At 66.9% G+C, this 20,707-nt stretch carries 21 protein-coding genes; 9 read left to right on the top strand and 12 right to left on the bottom strand.

Annotation, left to right across the window (positions count from 1 at the left end):
- The first annotated feature begins 7 nt into the window (after positions 1-7).
- The 3 genes from HLA98_RS20175 to HLA98_RS20165 all read left to right on the top strand — a co-directional run bounded on the left by HLA98_RS20175 (position 8) and on the right by HLA98_RS20165 (position 3,056).
- On the top strand, positions 8-1,171 hold the full coding sequence (locus tag HLA98_RS20175; protein ID WP_057501836.1) for a COX15/CtaA family protein: 1,164 nt from the start codon (positions 8-10) through the stop codon (positions 1,169-1,171).
- Positions 1,172-1,175: 4 nt separating this feature from the next.
- Complete coding sequence (gene cyoE, locus HLA98_RS20170; protein WP_057501835.1) at positions 1,176-2,069, top strand: heme o synthase; 894 nt, start codon at positions 1,176-1,178, stop codon at positions 2,067-2,069.
- 165 nt (positions 2,070-2,234) lie between these two features.
- On the top strand, positions 2,235-3,056 hold the full coding sequence (locus HLA98_RS20165) for a TraB/GumN family protein (protein WP_057501834.1): 822 nt from the start codon (positions 2,235-2,237) through the stop codon (positions 3,054-3,056).
- A gap of 83 nt (positions 3,057-3,139) precedes the next feature.
- On the opposite strand, the gene HLA98_RS20160 is transcribed toward HLA98_RS20165, so the two are convergent.
- From HLA98_RS20160 to rpsU, 6 genes are all read right to left on the bottom strand, one after another.
- The gene (locus tag HLA98_RS20160; protein ID WP_049449416.1) at positions 3,140-4,111 is read right to left on the bottom strand and encodes a bile acid:sodium symporter family protein; all 972 of its coding nucleotides are present in this window, start codon (positions 4,109-4,111) and stop codon (positions 3,140-3,142) included.
- A 28-nt stretch (positions 4,112-4,139) separates the two neighbouring features.
- Positions 4,140-4,640 carry a protein tyrosine phosphatase family protein gene (locus HLA98_RS20155; protein ID WP_057501833.1) on the bottom strand — a complete coding sequence of 167 codons (501 nt, stop codon included), beginning with the start codon at positions 4,638-4,640 and terminating at the stop codon, positions 4,140-4,142.
- Positions 4,641-4,667: 27 nt separating this feature from the next.
- Positions 4,668-6,407, bottom strand: a complete 1,740-nt coding sequence (gene dnaG / locus HLA98_RS20150) for a DNA primase (protein WP_057501832.1) — start codon at positions 6,405-6,407, stop codon at positions 4,668-4,670.
- A gap of 61 nt (positions 6,408-6,468) precedes the next feature.
- The gene (locus HLA98_RS20145) at positions 6,469-7,389 is read right to left on the bottom strand and encodes a YihY/virulence factor BrkB family protein (protein WP_049396179.1); all 921 of its coding nucleotides are present in this window, start codon (positions 7,387-7,389) and stop codon (positions 6,469-6,471) included.
- 103 nt (positions 7,390-7,492) lie between these two features.
- Positions 7,493-7,936, bottom strand: coding sequence for a GatB/YqeY domain-containing protein (locus HLA98_RS20140; RefSeq protein ID WP_004153909.1), 444 nt, complete (start codon positions 7,934-7,936; stop codon positions 7,493-7,495).
- Between the two features lie 133 nt (positions 7,937-8,069).
- Entirely contained in the window at positions 8,070-8,285 is a 216-nt protein-coding gene (rpsU, locus tag HLA98_RS20135; protein WP_002808376.1) for a 30S ribosomal protein S21, read from the bottom strand.
- A 166-nt stretch (positions 8,286-8,451) separates the two neighbouring features.
- Here rpsU and tsaD point away from each other — a divergent pair, with 166 nt between their 5' ends.
- Positions 8,452-9,477 carry a tRNA (adenosine(37)-N6)-threonylcarbamoyltransferase complex transferase subunit TsaD gene (gene tsaD, locus HLA98_RS20130; RefSeq protein WP_057501831.1) on the top strand — a complete coding sequence of 342 codons (1,026 nt, stop codon included), beginning with the start codon at positions 8,452-8,454 and terminating at the stop codon, positions 9,475-9,477.
- Between the two features lie 142 nt (positions 9,478-9,619).
- Here the strand turns inward: tsaD and HLA98_RS20125 are convergent, their stop codons facing one another.
- The gene (locus tag HLA98_RS20125; RefSeq protein ID WP_057501830.1) at positions 9,620-10,285 is read right to left on the bottom strand and encodes a hypothetical protein; all 666 of its coding nucleotides are present in this window, start codon (positions 10,283-10,285) and stop codon (positions 9,620-9,622) included.
- A gap of 358 nt (positions 10,286-10,643) precedes the next feature.
- Here HLA98_RS20125 and folB point away from each other — a divergent pair, with 358 nt between their 5' ends.
- The 4 genes from folB to HLA98_RS20105 all read left to right on the top strand — a co-directional run bounded on the left by folB (position 10,644) and on the right by HLA98_RS20105 (position 15,333).
- The gene (folB, locus tag HLA98_RS20120; protein WP_005415016.1) at positions 10,644-10,997 is read left to right on the top strand and encodes a dihydroneopterin aldolase; all 354 of its coding nucleotides are present in this window, start codon (positions 10,644-10,646) and stop codon (positions 10,995-10,997) included.
- 88 nt (positions 10,998-11,085) lie between these two features.
- A complete protein-coding gene (locus HLA98_RS20115; protein WP_049449407.1) occupies positions 11,086-12,357 on the top strand; it encodes a mechanosensitive ion channel family protein in 1,272 nt (423 codons plus the stop codon).
- A gap of 128 nt (positions 12,358-12,485) precedes the next feature.
- A complete protein-coding gene (locus HLA98_RS20110) occupies positions 12,486-14,660 on the top strand; it encodes a glycoside hydrolase family 3 N-terminal domain-containing protein (protein WP_057501829.1) in 2,175 nt (724 codons plus the stop codon).
- A gap of 130 nt (positions 14,661-14,790) precedes the next feature.
- Positions 14,791-15,333, top strand: a complete 543-nt coding sequence (locus tag HLA98_RS20105) for a hypothetical protein (RefSeq protein ID WP_057499486.1) — start codon at positions 14,791-14,793, stop codon at positions 15,331-15,333.
- A 70-nt stretch (positions 15,334-15,403) separates the two neighbouring features.
- On the opposite strand, the gene HLA98_RS20100 is transcribed toward HLA98_RS20105, so the two are convergent.
- Positions 15,404-16,567 carry a PQQ-dependent sugar dehydrogenase gene (locus HLA98_RS20100; RefSeq protein ID WP_057499487.1) on the bottom strand — a complete coding sequence of 388 codons (1,164 nt, stop codon included), beginning with the start codon at positions 16,565-16,567 and terminating at the stop codon, positions 15,404-15,406.
- 168 nt (positions 16,568-16,735) lie between these two features.
- Between HLA98_RS20100 and yiaA the strand changes: the two genes are divergently transcribed.
- The gene (gene yiaA, locus HLA98_RS20095; RefSeq protein WP_005407812.1) at positions 16,736-17,188 is read left to right on the top strand and encodes an inner membrane protein YiaA; all 453 of its coding nucleotides are present in this window, start codon (positions 16,736-16,738) and stop codon (positions 17,186-17,188) included.
- An 87-nt stretch (positions 17,189-17,275) separates the two neighbouring features.
- Here the strand turns inward: yiaA and HLA98_RS20090 are convergent, their stop codons facing one another.
- The 4 genes from HLA98_RS20090 to HLA98_RS20075 all read right to left on the bottom strand — a co-directional run bounded on the left by HLA98_RS20090 (position 17,276) and on the right by HLA98_RS20075 (position 20,632).
- Complete coding sequence (locus tag HLA98_RS20090) at positions 17,276-17,599, bottom strand: hypothetical protein (RefSeq protein WP_033833647.1); 324 nt, start codon at positions 17,597-17,599, stop codon at positions 17,276-17,278.
- A 109-nt stretch (positions 17,600-17,708) separates the two neighbouring features.
- Positions 17,709-19,010, bottom strand: a complete 1,302-nt coding sequence (locus HLA98_RS20085; RefSeq protein WP_057499488.1) for an APC family permease — start codon at positions 19,008-19,010, stop codon at positions 17,709-17,711.
- On the bottom strand, positions 19,007-19,768 hold the full coding sequence (locus HLA98_RS20080) for a L,D-transpeptidase family protein (protein WP_049449394.1): 762 nt from the start codon (positions 19,766-19,768) through the stop codon (positions 19,007-19,009). Before HLA98_RS20080 ends, HLA98_RS20085 begins: the two co-directional genes overlap by 4 nt.
- 15 nt (positions 19,769-19,783) lie before the next feature.
- Positions 19,784-20,632 carry a MurR/RpiR family transcriptional regulator gene (locus tag HLA98_RS20075; protein WP_057499489.1) on the bottom strand — a complete coding sequence of 283 codons (849 nt, stop codon included), beginning with the start codon at positions 20,630-20,632 and terminating at the stop codon, positions 19,784-19,786.
- Positions 20,633-20,707 lie beyond the last annotated feature (75 nt).

Below are 20,707 nucleotides of genomic sequence, written 5' to 3'. Positions count from 1 at the left end.
CCGTTTGATGAGCCTTTCCGCGCGTCCGGCGCTGCACCGCAATTTCCACCGCCTGGCGTGGTTCGCCATGATCATGACCGCGAGCACGATCATGTTCGGCGCCTTCGTGCGCCTGTCCGATGCCGGCCTGAGCTGCCCGGACTGGCCAACCTGCTATGGCCAGGCCACCTGGCCGCAGCACGTGGAAGAGACCATCGGTCACCCGGCGGCGGAGATCCGCCCGCTGGAGACCCACAAGGCCTGGCGTGAGCAGGTGCACCGCTTCCTGGCCGGCGCGCTGGGCATCGAGATCCTGACCCTGGCGCTGTTGGCCACGCGCAAGCGGCGATTCGGAAGCACGGCGGTAGTGACCGCCTGCGTACTGGTGGCCGCCGGCATACCGCTGTACATGATGGGCTGGCATGGCACCGCCAGCGCGCTGGCGCTGATCGGCGAGGCGATCCTGCTGATCGCCGCGCTGCGCTGGAGCAACATCGACCTGGCGCGCGCTGCACTGCTGACCCTGGCGGTGGTGATCTTCCAGGCCCTGCTGGGCATGTGGACGGTAACCCTGCTGCTCAAACCCATCGTGGTGATGGGTCATCTGCTGGGCGGCATGCTGATGTTCGCGCTGCTGGTGTGGATGGCCTGGCGCGCCACGCACATGCCGATCACCCTGGCCGAGGCGCCGAAGCTGAAGTGGCTGTTGCGCATCGGCGTGGCGGTGCTGGTCACCCAGATCGCGCTGGGTGGTTGGGTCAGCGCCAACTACGCGGCGCTGGCCTGCGGCGGCGGCAGTGCCTCGCTGGACAATTTCCCGCGCTGTGCCAACCAGTGGTGGCCGCAGCACAACTTCGTCGAGGGCTTCACCCTGTGGCGCGGCATCGGCGTGGACTACGAAGGCGGCGTGCTCGATGGCGCCTCGCGTATCGCCATCCAGATGGCGCACCGCCTGTTCGCGGTGGTGGTGGCCGTCTACCTGCTGTGGCTGGGCGTGCGCCTGTTCCGCCTGCCGAGCATGCGTGGCTGGGCCAGCGCGCTGATCGCGCTGCTGGTGCTGCAGGTCACCCTCGGCATCCTCAATGTGAAGCTGGCGCTGCCGCTGGAAGTGGCGGTGGCCCACAACGGCGTGGCCGTTGCCCTGTTGTTCGTACTGGTCAGCCTGCTGGCCCGCCTGCGTGCCCCGGACTGATCCCATGTTTTCCAATTACCGCCAGTACTGGGACCTGACCAAGCCCAAGGTCGTCGCCCTGATCGTCTTCACCGCCCTGGTCGGCATGGTCTTGGCCATTCCTGGCGTGCCCAGCTGGGAGCAGGTGCGCGCCGGCGTGCTCGGCTTCCTCGGCATCTGGCTGGCGGCCTCGGCCGCGGCGGCGATCAACCAGCTGCTGGATGCGCACATCGATGCGCAGATGGCGCGCACCTCGTGGCGTCCGCTGGTGGTGGGCAAGGTCAAGCCGTGGCAGGTGCTGGTGTTCGCCGGCGTGCTGATCGTGCTGTCGATGACCATCCTGGTGCTGTGGGTGAACCTGATCACCGCCGTACTGACCTTCGCCTCGCTGATCGGCTACGCGGTGATCTACACCGTGTACCTCAAGCGCGCGACCTCGCAGAACATCGTCATCGGTGGCCTGGCCGGCGCGATGCCACCGATGCTGGGCTGGGCCGCAGTGACCGGCATGCAGGGCCCGTCGGACTGGGCGTACTCGTCGCTGCTGGTGCTGATCATCTTCATCTGGACGCCGCCGCACTTCTGGGCGCTGGCGATCTTCCGCCGCGAGGACTACGCCAAGGCGGAGATCCCGATGCTGCCGGTGACCCACGGCGTGGTGCATACCCGCAAGCAGATCATGGTGTATTCGGTGGTGCTGGCGCTGGTGTGCCTGCTGCCGTACCTGGTGGGCATGAGCGGCGCGTTCTACCTGGGCGGTGCGATCGTGCTCAACGCCGTGTTCCTCTGGTATGCCTGGCGCATGCTCAATCCGCCGGACGAGCTGTTCTCGATGAAGATGTTCTATTACTCCATCGTCTATCTGATGGCGTTGTTCGCCTTCCTGCTGGTGGACCACTGGATCCTGCCTTGGTTGTGACCGGTTGGTGTATCCACGCATGGTGTGGATCAACTGTAGAGCCGAGCCATGCTCGGCTGAGGGCTGATCGGAGAAGCAGCCGAGCGTGGGCTCGGCGCTGCACTTGATCTCTTCCAGCTGCGTCGCCATTGCTGTTCCTGACCCCAAGGAAAGGAAGGCGCAGGGATGCATTCGATCTTCCGCTGGACCGCCACGCTGCTGCTGGCGCTGGGCATGGCCCTCAGTGCGCATGCCGACGACACCGCCGCGCAGATCCGCCAGCATGCCGCTGACCATCGCCTGCTGGTACTGGGTGAGTTCCACGGCACCCGCGAGACGCCGCTGCTGGTACGGGAGCTGATGGAGGCCTACGCGGCCGATGGCACACCGGTGCGGTTGGCATTGGAGCTGCCGACCGACGAGAACGCCGCGCTGGCGACCTATACGGCGTCTGCCGGCACAGCCGAGGCGCGCGCTGCATTGCGTGGCACGACGTATTGGAACGTCCGCAGCCGGATGCATGACGGCCGTCGCAGCGAGGACATGCTTGAGCTGATCGAGGCGGTACGCGTGCTGCGCAGCCAAGGGCGCGACGTGCAGGTGTTCGGCTTTGATCGCATGCTTCCCGCCAACATGGCCGGCACTGGTACGCGTGACCGGGTGATGGCCGAAGAAGTAAGAGCACGCGCGCGGGCGCTGCCGAAGAACGGGCGGCTGCTGGTGCTGACCGGTAACGTACATGGCATGCGTACGCAGCCGAAGATGATTGCGTACCCGCCGATGACGGCACTGCTGAAGGATCTGGACCTTTACAACGTGCGTATCGAGGCGCGTGGCGGGGAAGGCTGGGGCTGCACGGCACCTCAACGCTGTGGTGTACGTCCGCTGCCCAGTTACAACGGTGAGTCGCCCAGGCGGCACACTGCTGGTGACCGCAGTTATGACCTGCAGGTATGGCTGCCGCGCTTCAGCGTGGCGCGGCTGCTGGACAGCGATTCGGTCTGGTGATCATCCACGCGCCGTTCAACCGCCAGCCGAGCATGGGCTCGGCTCTACAGTAGATCCACGCCATGCGTGGATGGATTTGCGGCTCAGGGCTTGCGCCGCGCATAGCGCTGCGCGATCACGCCGCAGACGATCAATTGGATCTGGTGGTAGATCATCACCGGCAGCACGATCGCGCCCAGGCTGCCGCCGGCGAACAGCACCTTGGCGATCGGCACGCCGGTGGCCAGGCTCTTCTTCGAGCCGCAGAACACGATGGCGATCTCGTCCTCGCGGTTGAAACGCAGGCGGCGGGCGATGAAGGTGATCAGCGGCATGGCGATGCCCAGCAGTACCGCGGCCACCACTGCCACGGCCAGCAACGACAGCAGCGGCGTCTTGCTCCACAAGCCTTCGGTGACGGCTTCGCCGAACGCCGAGTACACCACCAGCAGGATGGTGGCCTGGTCGGTGTAGCGCAGCAGCGCGCGCTGCTTTTCCACCCAGCCGGCGATCCACGGCCGCAGCAGATGGCCGGCGACGAACGGCACCAGCAGCTGCAGCATGATGCCGCCGATCGCATGCAGCGGGTCGTGCACACCGCCGGAGGTGCCGGCCAGCGCGGTCAGCAGCAGCGGGGTCAGGAACACGCCGAGGATGCTCGACAGTGAGGCACTGCACACCGCTGCCGGTACATTGCCGCGCGCCATCGAGGTGAACGCGATGGACGACTGCACGGTGGAGGGCAGGGTGCACAGGAACAGCACGCCCAGGTACAGCTCCGGAGTCAGCAGCCAGCCCGACAGCGGCTTGAACATCAGCCCCAGCAGCGGGAACAGGATGAAGGTGCAGGCCAGGATGGTCAGGTGCAGCCGCCAGTGCAGCATGCCGCCGATGATCGACTCGCGCGGCAGGCGCGCGCCATGCAGGAAGAACAGCGCGGCGATGGCGACGGTGGTGACGTCATCGAGGACGATGGCGGCGGCGCCCTTCATCGGCAGCAGCGAGGCCAGGCCCACGGTGCACAGCAGGGCGAGGGTGAAGTTGTCCGGTCGCAGGCGCGACCACCAGCGGGTCATGGTGGGCAGAGTCCTTGGTGCGGAGGGTTCAGGGCGAGGTGATCGGCGTGGCCAGGCGCTGGCGGGTGGCGGCTTCCAGTGACTTCAGGCCGGCGCGCTGGCCGAGCTGCAGTGCCTGTTCCGGGCTGGCGTGTTCGTAGCGTGCGTTGACCAGGCCGAGCACGGCGCCGGCGCGGTTGCCGGACGCACAGTGCAGCAACACCGGCCCCTGGCTCTGCTGCAGCACCTGGTGCACGGCGCGCACGTTGGCCGCATCCAGGCCCTCGGCGCCGGCCACCGGGATGCGCACGTAGCGCAGGCCCAGCGATTCGGCCGTGCGGGTCTCATCGAAACCACGGTCCTCGTCGGGCTGGCGCAGGTCGATCACCGTGCGTACGCCCTGTGCGGCCAGGGCCTGCAGCTGTGCGGCGCTGGGTTGGCCACCGGCATACAGGCCGGGGCGGACTTCGTTGAGGGGCGCGTCTTCGGCCAGGGCCGTCAGTGGCAGGCAGAGCGACAACAACAGCAGGCAGGTCAGGCGCAGCAGCATGGTCCTCTCCGTGAAAACGTCCTGCCGCTACAAGCGCAGTCCGGCGCGGGCCTTCAACAGCTCGCGCAGTTCGTATTTGTCAGTATCGTCCAGACCCTGCTGGCGCTGCTTTGCCAACAACTCCTCCAGACGTTGCACCAGCAGCTGTTTCTCCAGCTGGGCCACGGCATCGTGCAGTTCCTGGGTCCACATCGCGTCGTCGCCCGGCAGCGTCTGTGCGGCCAGCGTGTGCAGTGACGCCTGTTCCTCTCGCCCGTCGAAGTGCTCCAGCAGGGCGCCGGTGCTGATGTCCGGGCGCTGCTCGACCAGGCCCAGCAGCTCCAGCAGCAACTCCACGCCCGGCAGGCGCAGGCCCTGGAAATGGTGCTTGCCCCCCAGCGTCAGTGCCAGCGACGGCTGCTGCAGCAGCACGGCGATCGCGCCGCGCACCAGGCTGCGCTTGGCCACCGGTTGAATAGTGCGTGCCGGCTGGCGCTGAGGCATTGGCGCGCGCGCAGACGGGGCGTTGCCGCCGAGCCCGGTCAGCTGCGCCAGCTGCTGCTTCATCAGGTCGCCGAAGGCACCGTCGGGAATCTGCGCCAACATCGGCTTGGCCCGCTCGGCCAGGCGTGCCTTGCCGTCCAGCGTGCCCAGGTTGATCTCACGGGTGAGCTCGTCGAAGAAGAACTGCGACAGCGGCGTGGCCTGCTTCAGGCGTTCGTTGAAGGCCTCGGCGCCTTCCTTCCGCACGATGGTGTCCGGGTCCTCGCCATCGGGCAGGAACAGGAAGAAGGCCTGGCGACCATCCTTCATGCGCGGCAGCACCGACTCCAGCGCCTTCCAGCCAGCGCGGCGGCCGGCGGCGTCGCCGTCGAAGCAGAAGAACACGTCCGGCGCGTTGCGGAACAGCAGCTCGGCATGGTCCGGCGTGGTGGCGGTACCCAGCGTTGCCACCGCCTGGGTGACGCCGAACTGGAACAGCGAGACCACGTCCATGTAGCCCTCGACCACGATCAGCCGCTCGATCTTCTGGTTTGCCTGGCGCACCTGCCACAGGCCGTACAGTTCGCGGCCCTTGTGGAACAGCGCGGTCTCCGGCGAGTTGAGGTACTTCGGGCCGTCGTCCTTCTCGAACACGCGGCCGCCGAAGGCGATCACCCGGCCACGGCGATCGAAGATCGGGAACATCACCCGGTCGCGGAACTTGTCGTAGACGTGGCCGCGGTCGTTCTTGGAGAACAGGCCGGCGCGGTCGAGCAGCTTCATGCGCCGCTCGTCCTTGCCCAGCGCGTCGCGCAGGCCGCTGTAGCCGTCCGGGGCGTAACCGATCTGGAAACGCGCGCGGTTCTCTTCGTCCACGCCACGCCCATCGAGGTAACTGCGTGCCTTCTCGCTGCCCTCCAGATTCTTCTGGAAGAACTTGGTGGCCGCGTCCAGCGCCGAATACAGCTCGCGGCTGTCGTCCTGCTGCTGGGGGCTGCGCGGGCTCTCGTTGCGCGGCACTTCCATGCCGGCGCGCTTGGCCAGTTCATCCACCGCGTCGAGGAATTCGAGGCGGTCGTAGTTCATCAGGAAGCTGATGGCGGTGCCGTGCGCGCCGCAACCGAAGCAGTGATAGAACTGCTTGGTGGGCGAGACCGTGAACGACGCCGAGCGCTCGTCATGGAACGGGCAGCGCGCTGCGTATTCCTTGCCCTGTCGCTTCAACGGCACGCGGCTGCCCACCACCTCGACGATGTCGGAGCGGGCGAGCAGATCGTCGATGAAAGCGTCGGGGATACGGGCCATGGGCAACAGGGCAGGGCGCGGTGCAGGACCACGCGACGGAACCGGGGGCGGTCGGCCTAGTTTACCCCCTGTCGGGCACCTGGCTGGCGGTTGCCGGATCAATGCCGGCTGCGGCCAGGTGATGACGCGCGCGCAGGCGCTCATCGATCACCGCCGTCATCAGGGCGCCAACGAAGAACACGACGGTGGCGTAGTAGATCCAGACCAGCGAGATCACCAGCGCACCCATCGAGCCGTAGGCACTGCCGGGGGCCACGGTGGCGATGTAGACGCCGATGCCATAGCGGCCCAGCGCGAACAGTGCCGAGGTGATGACGCCGCCGATGAAGGCCTGGCGCCACGCCACGCGACGGTCGGGCAGGTAGTGGTACATGAAGGCGAACCCCACCGCGTACAGCAGCAGGCTCGTGACGTACCCCAGCGCGGGCAGGATCGAGGGCAGTTGCGCGAAGGCCACCTGCAGCACCGTGGTGGCGGTCATCGACAGGATCAGCAGGAAGCCCAGCGCCAGCACCACGCCGAACGAGAACACGCGCTTGCGCAGCCAGGCCTTGAGGCCTTCCAGGCGCTCGCCGCTGGTGCGGAAGATCAGGTTCAGTGCGTTCTGCAGCTGGGCGAACACGGCGGTGGCGCCGACGAACAACAACAGCGTGCTCCACACGCCCGCCAGCGAGCCGACATCCGGCTGGTTGTCGGCGTTCTTCAGAACGGTTTCGGCCACGGTAGCCGCGCTGCTGCCGGCCACCGAGCTGATCTGGTCGATCAGCGCCTGCTGGGCCGGTGGGTACAGCGAGGCGGTCAGCCACAGCAGCAGCACCAGCAACGGTGCCATCGACAGCAGGGCGTAGAAGGAGACGGAAGCTGCCTGGGTCAGCACGTCGACGTCGATGAAGCGCTTGGCCACCGCCATCGGGAAGCTGTCCTGCAGGCGCTTGATGTACTTGTGCAGTGACACGGGAACGTTGGGCTCGGGTTCAACCATGTGTGCGGTTGTAGCAGGCGACCGACGAAGGTGCGGTGAAGCGGGTGCATCGATGGGGTCAGAGCCCTTTCGCGAGCGAAAGGGATCCGACCCCGGCAATGGCTTACGCCAGCTGCTGCTTGACCAGCTTGGAGACCAGGCCCATGTCGGCCTGGCCGGCGAGCTTGGGCTTCAGTGCGCCCATCAGCTTGCCCATGTCGGCCGGGCCGGAGGCACCGGTTTCGGCGATGGCGGCCTGGATGGCGGCCACGATCTCGGCTTCGCCCATCTTGGCCGGCAGGTAGGCTTCGATGACCACGATCTCGGCGCGCTCGATCTCGGCCAGGTCTTCGCGGTTGGCGGCTTCGAACTGGCTGACCGAGTCCTTGCGCTGCTTGACCATCTTGTCGAGCACGGCGATCACGGCGGTGTCATCCAGCTCGATGCGCTCGTCCACTTCGCGCTGCTTGATGGCGGCGTTGATCAGGCGGATCACGCCCAGCTTGTGCTTCTCGCCCGCCTTCATGGCGGCCTTCATGTCTTCGGTGAGCTGCTGCTTCATGCTCATGAGGAACCTCGTGGTGGTAGGTGGGGCGGGGCGGATGCCCGAACCCGGAAACGCAAAAAGCCGGCGACGCTCGCGCGTGCCGGCTTCGGCTCCATCGCGGCAGGCAGGCCCGCCGCAATGAAGATGCGTCCGATCAGTACAGGCGCTGACGCTTGGTGACGTCGCGCGACGAGCGGCGCAGCTGACGCTTCACAGCAGCGGCGGCCTTGCGCTTGCGCTCCTGGGTCGGCTTTTCGTAGAACTCGCGCTTGCGGGTTTCGGCCAGCACACCGGCCTTTTCGCAAGTGCGCTTGAAGCGGCGAAGAGCAAACTCGAAGGGCTCGTTCTCGCGGACTTTGACGCTGGGCATGGAATCTCCGGGACACAGTAGAACCGGGTCACGCCCGGCGAGCCGCACATTATAGCGGCGAAACGACAAACTGCAAGCGGCCAACCCTGAATACGGGCCGGGGGTTCGAAAGCAGTGAGATCTGCACGTCCCCCGAGGGGGCGGCAGGGGCGTCATAATAGCAGGCATGCGAGTCCTTGGCATCGAATCTTCCTGTGATGAGACCGGCGTGGCGGTGTATGACACCGACCTGTCCGGCAGCGCGGCCCTGCGCGCCCATGCGGTCTACAGCCAGATCGCCCTGCACGCCGAATACGGTGGTGTGGTGCCCGAGCTGGCCAGCCGCGACCACGTCCGCAAGCTGCTGCCCCTGGTACGCCAGACCCTGGCCGAAGCGGGCCTGGGCGTGGGCGATATCGATGGCGTGGCCTACACCGCAGGCCCCGGCCTGGTCGGTGCGCTGCTGGTCGGCGCGGGCGTGGCCCGGTCGCTGGCGTGGGCGCTGGAGGTCCCGGCGGTGGGCGTCCACCACATGGAAGGCCACCTGCTGGCCCCGCTGATGGAGGACGACCCGCCGGAAGCGCCGTTCGTGGCGCTGCTGGTGTCCGGTGGCCATACCCAGCTGGTGGCAGTGGACGCCATCGGCCAGTACCGCCTGCTGGGCGAGACCCTGGACGATGCTGCCGGCGAGGCCTTCGACAAGACCGCCAAGTTGATGGGCCTGCCGTACCCGGGGGGCCCGCAGCTGGCCAGGCTGGCCGAGCAGGGCACGCCGGGCGCGTACCGCTTCGCGCGGCCGATGACCGACCGCCCGGGGCTGGATTTCAGCTTCTCCGGCCTGAAGACCCAGGTCCTGATGGCCTGGCGCGACAGCGACCAGAGCGAACAGACCCGCGCCGACATCGCCCGCGGCTTTGAAGACGCGGTGGTCGAGACCCTGTCGATCAAGTGCGAGCGTGCGCTGGAAGCGGCCGGAACCAATGTGATCGTGGTGGCCGGTGGCGTCGGTGCCAACACCCGCCTGCGTGCGCGCCTGAAGCAGATGGCCGAGCGTCTCGGCGGCCGTGCCTGCTTCCCGCGGCCGGCACTGTGCACCGACAACGGCGCGATGATCGCCTTCGCCGGCGCGCTGCGCCTGCAGGCCGGCCAGCACAGCCCGCCGAAGGTGGATGTGACCCCGCGTTGGGACATGGCGACGCTGCCGGCGGTGTGAGCCCCCGGCCGGGCGAACCGCTCGATCGGCGTTTGTAGAGTCGAGCTTGCTCGACTGGGCGCAATGACGGACACAGAGCAGTCGAGCAAGCTCGACTCTACAGGCAGGCCTCCGTAGCGCCGGGCCACGCCCGGCGGACGCATTACGGACGCCCTGCCAACGGCGACGCGGCCAACACCGTCGTCGCCCGCTCATGGCGCTGCAGCCACCCCAGGGTGTGCGGGCAGCGGGCGTGGATCAGCCGCCCGATCGCGGCCAGGTCGGCGCCGATGTCACGTTCCAGGATGGGCTCGTGGTGCGCGATGCGGTTGCGTAGGTGGCGGATGCGTCCGATATCCGCATGGATGGCTTTCCTGACGGCACTGGGATGAGCAGAGGGAGCATGCTGCAGAACCCTGCTGAGTGCGGGTATCCAAAGCGTGGAGTCGAAGCGACAGGTGAAGAGCTGCTGCCAGAACACCATTGGCAGGTTGGCGACGATCCCAGGTGTATCGGTTACGCGGCTGGCAAGTTGTTCCAGTGCCGTGCGCGGAGAAGTACTGGATGAGGTTGGCAGCCTGCGTCGAAAGGCATCATTCCAGGGCCAACGCGGGCCATGCTGCCGGGCGAGCACAGCTGCAGCGGCGTTGCGGGTGACCACTTCGCACAGATGGACCGGCATCATCAGTGCACTGCACATCCGCATGTTCCACAGGTACAGGGATTCGGCCGTGACGTCGGGGCTGCAGGTCGATGCGATTCTCTCGTAAGTAGACAGACGCTCCGCTGACAACGCGCGCCGCAGTACATCGTAGGGAGCCATCGTCATGTGCGGTGGTGAAGGAGGGATCGATGTTCGCCAGAGTGGGCGGCGGCGACCATCAGGGAACGTCGTTGTCCGCGCGGCTGATTTTCTGCGTTTTGCCTCGGACGAATACCTGACCTGCCTGTCGGAATTGGCCTTGACCGGCGATCTGGTCCTTGCCTAATCTGCGTGCCTGCGCCACCGGGACTCGCGGCTGGATTCCAGCTCCCCCCGGGGACAAACGGTAGTACCAAAGGGCCCTGCTAGTGGGGCCCTTTGTCTTTTCCGGCGCAGTCTCCCTGCCGGCCGCTCATCGCCCGTTCCGGGCAGGCTCACCGCCGTGCCGTTACCATGGCCGCCTGTATTCGTGCCGGTAAGCGCAATGGACAAGGTTTTCATCGAAGGGCTGACGATCGACGCCCTGATCGGGATCTACGATTGGGAACGACGGATCCGCCAGGACCTGGTGTTCGACCTGGAAATGGGTTTCGACAACCGTCGCCCCGCTGCCACCGACGACATCGCCCATACCTTGAACTACAAGGCGGTGAGCAAGCGCCTGGAGCAGTTCGTGCGCGAATCGGAATTCGGCCTGGTCGAGACCCTGGCCGAGCGCTGCGCGCAGATTGTGCTGGACGAATTCGACGTGAAGTGGCTGCGCCTGAAGCTGAGCAAGCCGGGCGCGGTGCGCGGCGCGCGCGCGGTGGGCGTGATCATCGAACGTTCGCGGGACTGACCCGGCCGCGCCGGTCATTGGCCAGCAACCCCGGTAGCGCCGGTCGTTGGCCGGCAACCTCAACAGCAATCAAGAAAGGAGACAACTGATGGTGGACGCGGTGGTGGCGGTACAGTGGCTGGAAAAGCTGCAGAACACACTGGAACCCTATCCCGGCGCCTACCTGGCGTTGATGATCTCGGCGCTGCTGATCGCAGCCGGCCTGGCCAACTGGGTGACCAAGCGCATCCTGGTGCGTGGCCTGCGGCGCCTGCTGCAGCGCCTGCCGGGTGCCGAGTCCGGGCGTGGCAGCCACCTGATGCGGGTCATTTCGCGCCTGTCCAACGTGGTGCCCAGCCAGGTGATCGCCTCGGGCATCACCCTCATCCCCGACCTGCCGCCCGGCCTGGTCAACGTCATCATCAAGCTGTGCATCGTGTGGGCCGTACTGACGGTGTCGATGGCGTTTTCGCATGCGCTGGACGCGGCCAACAGCCTGTACGAGCGCAAGCCCGATGCGCGCAACAAGCCGATCAAGGGCTACCTGCAGGTGGTCAAGATCGTGGTGTTCGTGGCCGCTGGCCTGTCGATCATCGCCACCCTGCTGGGGGTGAAGCTGGGTCCGCTGGTCACCGGCCTCGGCGCAGCCACCGCAGTGCTGATGCTGATCTTCCAGGACACCATCCTGTCGCTGGTGGCCAGCGTGCAGATCAGCGGCGATGGCCGCGTGCGCATCGGCGACTGGATCGAGATGCCCAGCCAGAACGCCGATGGTGATGTGATCGACATCGCCCTGCACACCATCACCGTGCAGAACTTCGACAAGACCATCACCACCATCCCGACCAAGAAGCTGGTGACCGAGTCGTTCAAGAACTGGCGCGGCATGCAGGAGGCCGGTGGCCGCCGGATCAAGCGCGCGCTGTACCTGGACCAGCACAGCGTCGGCTTCCTGGATGAGGGTGATCTGGCCTTCCTTGGCGAATTCGCGCTGTTGCGCGACTACCTGCAGGCCAAGGAGCAGGAACTGGGCCAGTGGAACGGGCGTCTGCGCGAGCAGGGCGTGGCCGAGGTCAACAGCCGCCGCGTGACCAACCTGGGTACCTTCCGGGCCTATGTGGAGCGCTACCTGCGGAGCCACCCGGGCATCCATACCGATATGACCCTGCTGGTACGTCAGCTGCAGCCGACCACCGAAGGCCTGCCGCTGGAGCTGTACTGCTTCACCCGCAGCACTGCCTGGGGCGAGTACGAGGCGGTGCAGTCGGACATCTTCGACCACCTGTTGGCGATCCTGCCGGCGTTTGGCCTGCGGGTGTTCCAGGCCTCCAGCGACGCCATGTTGATGGCCGGGCAGCGCCAGTTGGCCGGCTCGGAGTAAGCTGCGGTGCCCCCGGCGGGGCCATACGGTCCCCGCTGGTGGCTGAAACTGAATGAAGAAACCTCTCGCCAAACGGCTCGGGATCGCTAGAATGCCGGGCTTGTAAACGTTTTCATCAAGGACTGCCGGTGGCCTCCGATCGCATCGAATCCCTCATTGCCCAGATGACCGTCGAGGAAAAGGTCGGCCAGCTGGGTGTCTTCGCGGACATGGTCCGCCCGTTCGCCCCGGACGTGAACCCGGAAGCCAACGTGCGCAATGCCGACCAGGTGCTGCAGCAGGTGCGCGAGGGCAAGGTCGGCTCGCTGTTCAATGGTGTGGGCGCCGAACTGGGCCGCCGCATCCAGCAGGTCGCCACCGAGGAAAGCCGCCTGGGCATCCCGGTGATCCTGGCTGCCGACGTCATCCACGGCATGCGCACCGTGTTCCCGATCCCGCTGGGCGAGGCCGCCAGCTTCGAGCCGGACCTGGCCGAGCGCACCGCGCGCGCCACCGCCATCGAAGCCACCGCCGCCGGCCTGCACTGGACCTATGCCCCGGCCGTGGACATCGCCCGCGACCAGCGCTGGGGCCGTGGCGCCGAAGGTGCCGGTGAGGACGTGGTGCTGGGTTGTGCGTTCGCCGCCGCCCGCGTGCGTGGCTTCCAGGGCAGCGACCTGCGCGCCGCCGATTCGCTGCTGGCCACGCCCAAGCACTTCGCCGCCTACGGCGCGGTGATGGCTGGCATGGAATACAACATGGTGGATATTTCGCCGCAGACCCTGCGCGACGTGCATCTGCCGCCGTTCAAGGCCGCTTTCGATGCCGGCGCGATCACCGTGATGTCCTCGTTCAACGACATCAACGGCGTGCCGGCCAGTGCCAACGCCGAACTGCTGACCGACATCCTGCGCGGCGAATGGAAGTTCCCGGGCGTGGTGATTTCCGACTACACCGCCGACATGGAACTGGTCGCGCACGGCTATGCCGCCGACGACCGCGATGCCACTGCCAAGGCGTTCACCGCCGGCCTGGATCTGAGCATGCAGAGCGGCTTCTACGCCGAGCACCTGCCGGGCCTGGTCGAGAGCGGCGACGTGCCGATGAGCGTGCTGGATGAAGGCGTGCGCCGCATCCTGTGGCTGAAGGAAACCATCGGCCTGTTCGATGACCCGTACCGTTCGCTGGACCCGGCGCGTGAAGCCGACACCTCGCACATTGCTGCGCATGACGCACTGTCGCGCGATGCCGCGCGCCGTTCGATCGTGCTGCTGAACAACCGCGACAACGTGTTGCCGCTGCAGAAGAACGGGCAGAAGATCGCGCTGATCGGCCCGTTCGTGCAGGACCGCGAGAACATCGAGGGCTGCTGGACGCTGTTCGGTGACAAGCAGCGCTATGTGGATCTGGAAACCGGCGTGCGCGCCGCCATCGGCGATGAAGCACTGCTGGAGATCGTGCCGGGCTGCGAGCTGGAAACCGCGATTCCGGGCGGCACCGAAGCCGCGGTGGCGGCCGCGCTGCGCGCCGACGTGGTGGTGTTGGCGCTGGGCGAACCGCAGCGTTACAGCGGTGAAGCGCAGTCGCGCGTGGAGATCACCCTGCCGCCGGCACAGCAGGCGCTGGCCGAAGCCGTGGCGATGACCGGCAAGCCGCTGGTGGTGCTGCTGCGCAACGGTCGCGCGCTGGCACTGCAGGGCGCGGTGCGCAATGCACAGGCGGTGGCGGTGACCTGGTATCTGGGCACGCAGACCGGCCATGCCGTGGCTGATGTGCTGTTCGGCGACTACAGCCCGTCCGGCCGCCTGCCGGTCAGCTTCCCGCAGGTGTCCGGCCAGCAGCCGTACTTCTACAACCACCCGCGCACCGGCCGCCCGGAACTGCCGACGATGTCGGAGTTCAAGGCCCGTTGGCGCGAGATCCCGAACGAACCGCTGTACCCGTTCGGCCACGGCATCGGCTACACCACCTTCGCCTACGGCGTGCCGCAGCTGAGCGCGGCGCAGCTCGGCTGGGAGGACACCCTGACCGTCACCACCACGCTGACCAACAGCGGCGACGTGGCCGGGGAGGAAGTGGTGCAGCTGTACGTCCACGACCGTGTCGCCAGCCGCGTGCGTCCGGTGCGCGAACTGAAGGACTTCCGCAAGGTGGCACTGCAGCCGGGCGAGTCGACCGACGTGGTATTCACCCTCACCCGTGAGCAATTGGCGTTCACCGGCCGCGACGGCGTGCTGCGTGCCGAGCCGGGCCACTTCGACCTGTGGGTCTGCGCCTCGTCGGCGGCAGGCGAAGCCGTGCAGTTCGAGCTGCTGAAGGCCTGATCGAAGAAAAGGGGACGGAGGGGATTGAGTCGTTTGTGGCACTAACGACTCAATCCCCTCCGTCCCCTTTTTGTTGTCCTCACTGCGGCGGCGCTACCATCGGTGTTCTTGAACCGATGGATGCCCGCGCATGCGTACGATCGCTGTGTTGATTCCCGCCCTGCTGCTGGCGGCCTGTTCGCAGCCGGCGCCGCCGGCCGAGCCCGCGGCCGATGCGCCGCCGCCGATGGAGGCCAGTGCTGCAGCGACGCCTGCGGTCGAGCCTGTCGCTGAACCCGCCGCCGCACCGGCTACGCCTGCAGCAGACCCGGCCGCCGAAGATGCGCGTGCGCGCATCGAGACGCTGCTCGGTGATGCTGCGCAGTACGAAAAGGTCTTCAACGCGTTCAAGACCGCCGTGGTCGGTGGTGATCGTGCTGCCGTGGTCGAGGAAGTGCGCTTTCCGTTGAACATCAGCGGCGGAAAGAAGATCACCGGCCCCGGTGAGTTCCAGCGCAACTACGAGAAGATCATCACCTCGGCGGTGGTCAAGGCGGTGTCCGAACAGGACTTCGGCAAGGTCTTCGTCAACCAGCAGGGCGTGATGATCGGCGATGGACAGGTGTGGTTGAAAGGGCAGTGCCTGGACCAGGCCTGCACGAAGACCGAGGTGAAGGTCATCACCATCCAATGAACGCAGACGGCCCCGCGTGCGGGGCCGTTGCGGACAGACGTGCCGGGCAGCGGCCGGCACTACCGGGGCATCAGGTCTTCGGTGTCAGCTTCAGCAGGCGCGCCTTGCTGCCGTCTTCCAGCAGCCACAGCGCGCCATCCGGGCCCTGTTCCACTTCGCGGATGCGCTCGCCCATGTTGAAGCGCTCGGCTTCGCGCGCGCTGTCGCCATCAAAGGCCACACGCACCAGCGAGGTCGACGACAGCCCACCGATGAAGCCGCTGCCCTTCCATTGCGGGAACAGGCTGCCGCTGTAGATCACGAAGCCGGCCGGCGAGATCACCGGTGTCCAGGTCACCTTCGGTGCGGCGAATTCCGGGCGCGTGCTGTGGTCGGGAATCGGCCGGCCGTCGTAATGGTCGCCGTTGGAGACGATCGGGTAGCCGTAGTTGGCGCCGCGCACGATCAGGTTCAGTTCGTCGCCGCCGGCTGGGCCCATTTCATGCGCCCACAACTTGCCGTTGGCATCGAAGGCCATGCCCAGGATGTTGCGGTGGCCCAGTGACCACACCTGCGCGGCCACGCCGCCCTGCGAGGCGAACGGGTTGTCGGCGGGCAGGCTGCCATCATCGTTGAGGCGGATGATCTTGCCGAGGTTGCCGCCCATGTCCTGCGCCGGATCGAACTTCTGGCGCTCGCTGGAGCTGATCCACAGCTTGCCGTCCGGACCGAAAGCAAGGCGATGGCCGTAGTGGCCTTCACCACTCACCTTCGGGCTCTGTCGCCAGATCACCTTCAGGTCCTTCAGCTGGCCGGCACCGTTGGCATCCAGCGCCAGCGTGGCACGGGCCACGGCAGCGCCGCGGGTGTCCAGCGTGCCTTCCTCGGCATAGCTGAGGTAGATCACGTGGTTGCTCGCGAATTGCGGGTGCAGGATCACGTCACCGAAGCCGCCCTGGCCGCCGTAAGCGACCTTCGGAACGCCGGTGATCTCATGCTTGTGGCCGCTGGCCAGGTCCAGGTGCTGCAGCTTGCCGCGCTTTTCGGTGACCAGCAGGCTGCCGTCCGGCAGGAAGGTCATCGCCCACGGCTGGTCGAAGCGGCTGATTTCGGTGGCGGTGAACGGGCGCTGGTCGACGCTGGCGGCCGGGGAGGCCTTGGCGTCCTGTGTCGTCTCCGGACCGGCAGCGTTGCAGGCGGAGGTGGCGAGGATCGGCACCAGGCCGAGGGCGAGCAGCAGGGGCGTGCGGGTCATGGGTATCTCCAGTGCGGGGATGCGGATGGCCGGGCTGTCCCTTGTATACCACTGGCGCCGTGAGCGTCGTGGCCCGAAGGTCCTGCGACCCCTGTGCGAGCGCGGCGGGATCGTCTAGGGTGGGCACGCCCGGGCAAAGCGTGCCCGTCTGCCTGCCAAGGATCTGCAATGAACACTGCCATGCCCCACAAGCCCTCCACCGCCTTCATCGCCGCCTCATGGGTGGCCCTGCTGCTGGGTGCGGCGGCCTACCTGATCGGTCTGTTCAACGCCACGATGGCGCTCAACGAAAAGGGCTACTACCTGACCCTGCTGCTGTTCGGCCTGTTCGCGGCGGTGTCGCTGCAGAAGAGCGTGCGTGACCGCGTCGAGGGCATTCCGGTGAGTGGCCTGTACTACGCGCTGTGCTGGTTCGCACTGCTGTCGGCGTTGATGCTGCTGCTGGTTGGCCTGTGGAATGCCACGCTCGCACCGAGCGAGAAGGGCTTCTACGGCATGGCGTATGCACTGTCGCTGTTCGGCGCGGTGGCGGTGCAGAAGAACACCCGCGACCTGATCGCCGCCGGTGGCGGTGAGAGCAAGCGCAGCGCGGTCGTGCCGCCGCTGCCGGAACAGGAGTGAATGTGTAGAGCCGAGCCAATGCTCGGCTGTCGTGCGGCGTTTGTGGAGTCGAGCCGAGCGTAGGCTCGGCCCGACAAAAGCATGGCGTTATCGCTTCAACCGCGGGTCCGCCAGCTGTGCATCCTCCCAGCCACGGCGAACGGCACCGCGCGCCTGCGCCCATTCCAGCCGGCTGCGGCCACGCTCGCTGGCCCAGCGCGACTCCAGTTCAGCTTCGACCTGTTCGTAGGCGCGGATCATGTCCTGCGCACGCGCGGCGTGGCCGATGCGGTAGGCCGGTTCATAATCCTCGAAGAACAGCTGGTCGTCGTAATACGGTTCGGCCGTGTAGCGCTCACGCCAGTAGTTGCTGACCGCATCGCGCGGCGTGCTGTCGTCCGGTACGCGGCCGGGGATCTGGTACTCGGTCATGGAAGGCTCCGTTGTGGACGAAGCCTGATCGTGCCTGCGTGGCGGTTAACGGCCCGGTCCGGCAGCGTGATCGCCAGATCAATCCGCCGGGCATGCCCGGCGCTACCGGTCATCCGGCGTCGGCATCTTTTCGCGGCAGCTTGTAGATCACCGCGCCGATGGCGAACGCCACCAGCGCCGCTGCAGTGTTCTGCCAGCTGGCACTGGCGAACAGGGCAACGCACAGCAGCAGCGCCAACACCGGAATCAGTGGACCACCCGGCAGCTTCAACGCGCCGGGGCGGTCGGCATAGCGCTTGGCCAGCACCAGTACCGCAGCGGCCGTTCCGATGTAGGCGAACAGGCGCGTGGTCATCGACAGCAGGGCCAGCTGCACGAACGAACCGGACAGGGCCAGACCGAGCGCGATCAGGCCCTGGCACAGGATCGACGCGGCCGGTGTGTGGAAGCGCGGATGCACCTGCGCCAGGATCTTCGGCCCGTAGCCATCGCGGGCCAGCGCGAACAGGAAGCGCGGGCCCATCATCATCGTGTTGCTGTTGGTGCCGAGGATGGAGATGGTCGCGCCTACGGTGAGGATCAGCGCCAGTGCTTCGCCGCCAAAGCCGGCAGCGGCGTCGGCCAGCGGCGTGGCCGAGCTGGCCAGGCCGGCCAGCGTGCCTTGCGCCACCACCTGCACCGCGCCGTAGATGACGGTGACGGTGATGATCATGGTGATCAGCGCGAACGGAATATCGCGGCGCGGATTACGATACTCGCCGGCGGCGGCCGGGATGTTCTCGAAGCCGGCATAGGCGTACAGCAGCAACAAGGCGGCTTCACCCATGCGCTGCAGGTCATGCGGGTCCGGGCGTTGTCCGGAGAAGGCCAGCTGCGGGTCGATGTAGAACGCGCCGATGGCCACGAACAGCAGCAGCGGCAGCATCTTGCCGATCACCAGCACCACGCCGGTGCGCGCGGCCGAGCGCACGCCGATGATGTTGACGCCGGTGAGGAAGCCCAGCGATATCACAATGATCGCGATGCGCCCCATGCCGGCACCCGCCCACGGCCAGAACCGCGCGACTGCATCGGCCAGGGCATTGCTCAATGCGGCCGCCGAGCTGATGCGGGTCAGCCAGATCATCCAGCCGATCTCGAACCCGGCGAAGCGGCCAAAGGCCTCGCGGGCATACAGGTAGCTGCCACCGGGCTCATCGAAGTAGCTGGCGGCCTGCGCGTAGCACAGCACCAGCAGCGCGACGACGATGCCGGCGGCGACCACGCCCCACAGGCTGAAGGGGCCGAGCAGGGCGACGGTGGCGGCTGGGAGCAGGTAGATACCGCTGCCGATCACATCGTTGATCGACAGGCCGACGATCTGCCAGCGGCTGACCGCGCGCTGCAGCTGCGGTTCGTCCTGCGCGCTCAACGGGCGTCTCCGCGCAGTGCGGGCAGCTGCCACTGGGCCTGCAGGCGCGTGTACTCGGCGCGCGGCAGCAGCACGAAGCGCGGCGCATCCTGCGGGCGCAACCAGTCCAGCAGGGCCTGCATGCGTGCCTGCGGCATGGCGGTGCAGCCGGCGGTGGCCTCACCCGGCTGGCGCCACAGATGGGCGAAGATGCAGCTGCCCTTGCCGGGCTGGTTGTCCGGGTTGTGGGCGATCACGAAGCCTTCCTGGTAACGCACGTCGCCCTTGTTGTGCAGATCCAGCCGCATCGGCTCGGTGGAGCCCTTGACCGCTGCACTGCCGACCTTCTTCTCATCGACGATGCGGTTGTAGAACGGCGAGCCGGGTACGTCCATGCAGTAGCTGCTGTCCAGCATCGGCTGGTAGGGCATGGCGGTGCCGGGGCGGGTGACGGCATAGCCGAACGCGCTGCCGAGCGCGAACACGCCCGCCGGGCTGCGGCCGTCGCCTTCCTGCTTCTGCGGGCCATCGGCCTGCGCCGGGTGCAGGCCAAGGCCCCAGGCGCTGCCGGTGCGGCCCAGTGCCACCGGGAACGCCTGTCCATGCGCGTGCCAGCCCTTGCCATCACGCACATAGGCCTGCAGCTGGCCCTGCGTGCTGTCCCAGCTTTCGCTGGTGACCACGATCAGCTGGCGCGCACCTTCCAGCGGCGCAGCGTGGACGGACACCGCCGCGGCAAGCAGCAGCGCAGCGGTAGCGAGACGGACCAGCGATTTCATCAACAGGTGCTCCGGTCAGGAATCCAGCAGGTGGTCGATCCGCTCCAGGTTCACCGCCAGCTGCTGCTGGCGGTCCGGATTGGTGTGGCAGAGCAGCACGAACAGGAAATCGAGCAGGGCGTGCATGGCGCTACGGTACAGCAGCTGCGCGACCTGCGGCGTGCGATCGTGCGCGCACACCACCAGTGCTGCGTCAGCATGCGCGCGTAGCGGGTTGGCGGTATGGCGGGTGATGGAAATCACCTTGCCACCCATGTCCTGGAACTGGCGTGACAGCTGCGAAAGCTGCGGCAGGTTGCCGAATTCGGAGAACACCAGCAGCGCATCGCCGGGGCGCGCAGCCGAGAGGTTGGCCAGCATCAGGATCGGGTCGGTATGCGGCACCACCAACAGGCCGAGCAGCGACAGTCGCATGGCGAACTCGCGCGCGAACAGGCCATCGTCACCCAGGCCGTACACGAACAGCTTCGGTGCGCCATCAAGCAGCTGCACGATGCGCTCGATTTCCTCGCGTGGATTGGTCTGTCGGGTTTCCTCTTCAGCCTGTGCCTTGCTGCGGCGCAGGGCCTCGCCCAGGCGCAGGTAATCGTCGCCGCTGTCGGGTTCGCTGGGCGCCTGTTGTGGATCGGCACCGACGCGGGCTACGTCCTGGCCGATGGAGTACTTCAGGTCGGGGTAGCCCTTGAAGCCGAGCTTCTGGCTGAACTTCACCACGCTGGACTGGCTGATGCCGAGCGCACTGGCCAGCTGCTGCGACGAGTAGTCACGCAGAAGGTGGGCGTTGTCGAGGATGAAGTCGGCGATGCGGCGCTCGATGGCCGACATCTGCCCGCGCTCGGTGCGGATTTTCAGCAGGGGCGGCATGCGGGGTGTCCGAGGGGCGTGCGTTGGAGCATAGGGGAACGCGTTGCGGTTGGCAGCGTAGAGCAGGTCATGGAG

Origin of the sequence: Stenotrophomonas africana (genome assembly GCF_013004645.1) — a bacterium.
GTDB lineage: Bacteria > Pseudomonadota > Gammaproteobacteria > Xanthomonadales > Xanthomonadaceae > Stenotrophomonas > Stenotrophomonas africana.
Note: the sequence above shows the minus strand (reverse complement) of the source record. Positions and strands in the feature narration are given on the sequence as shown.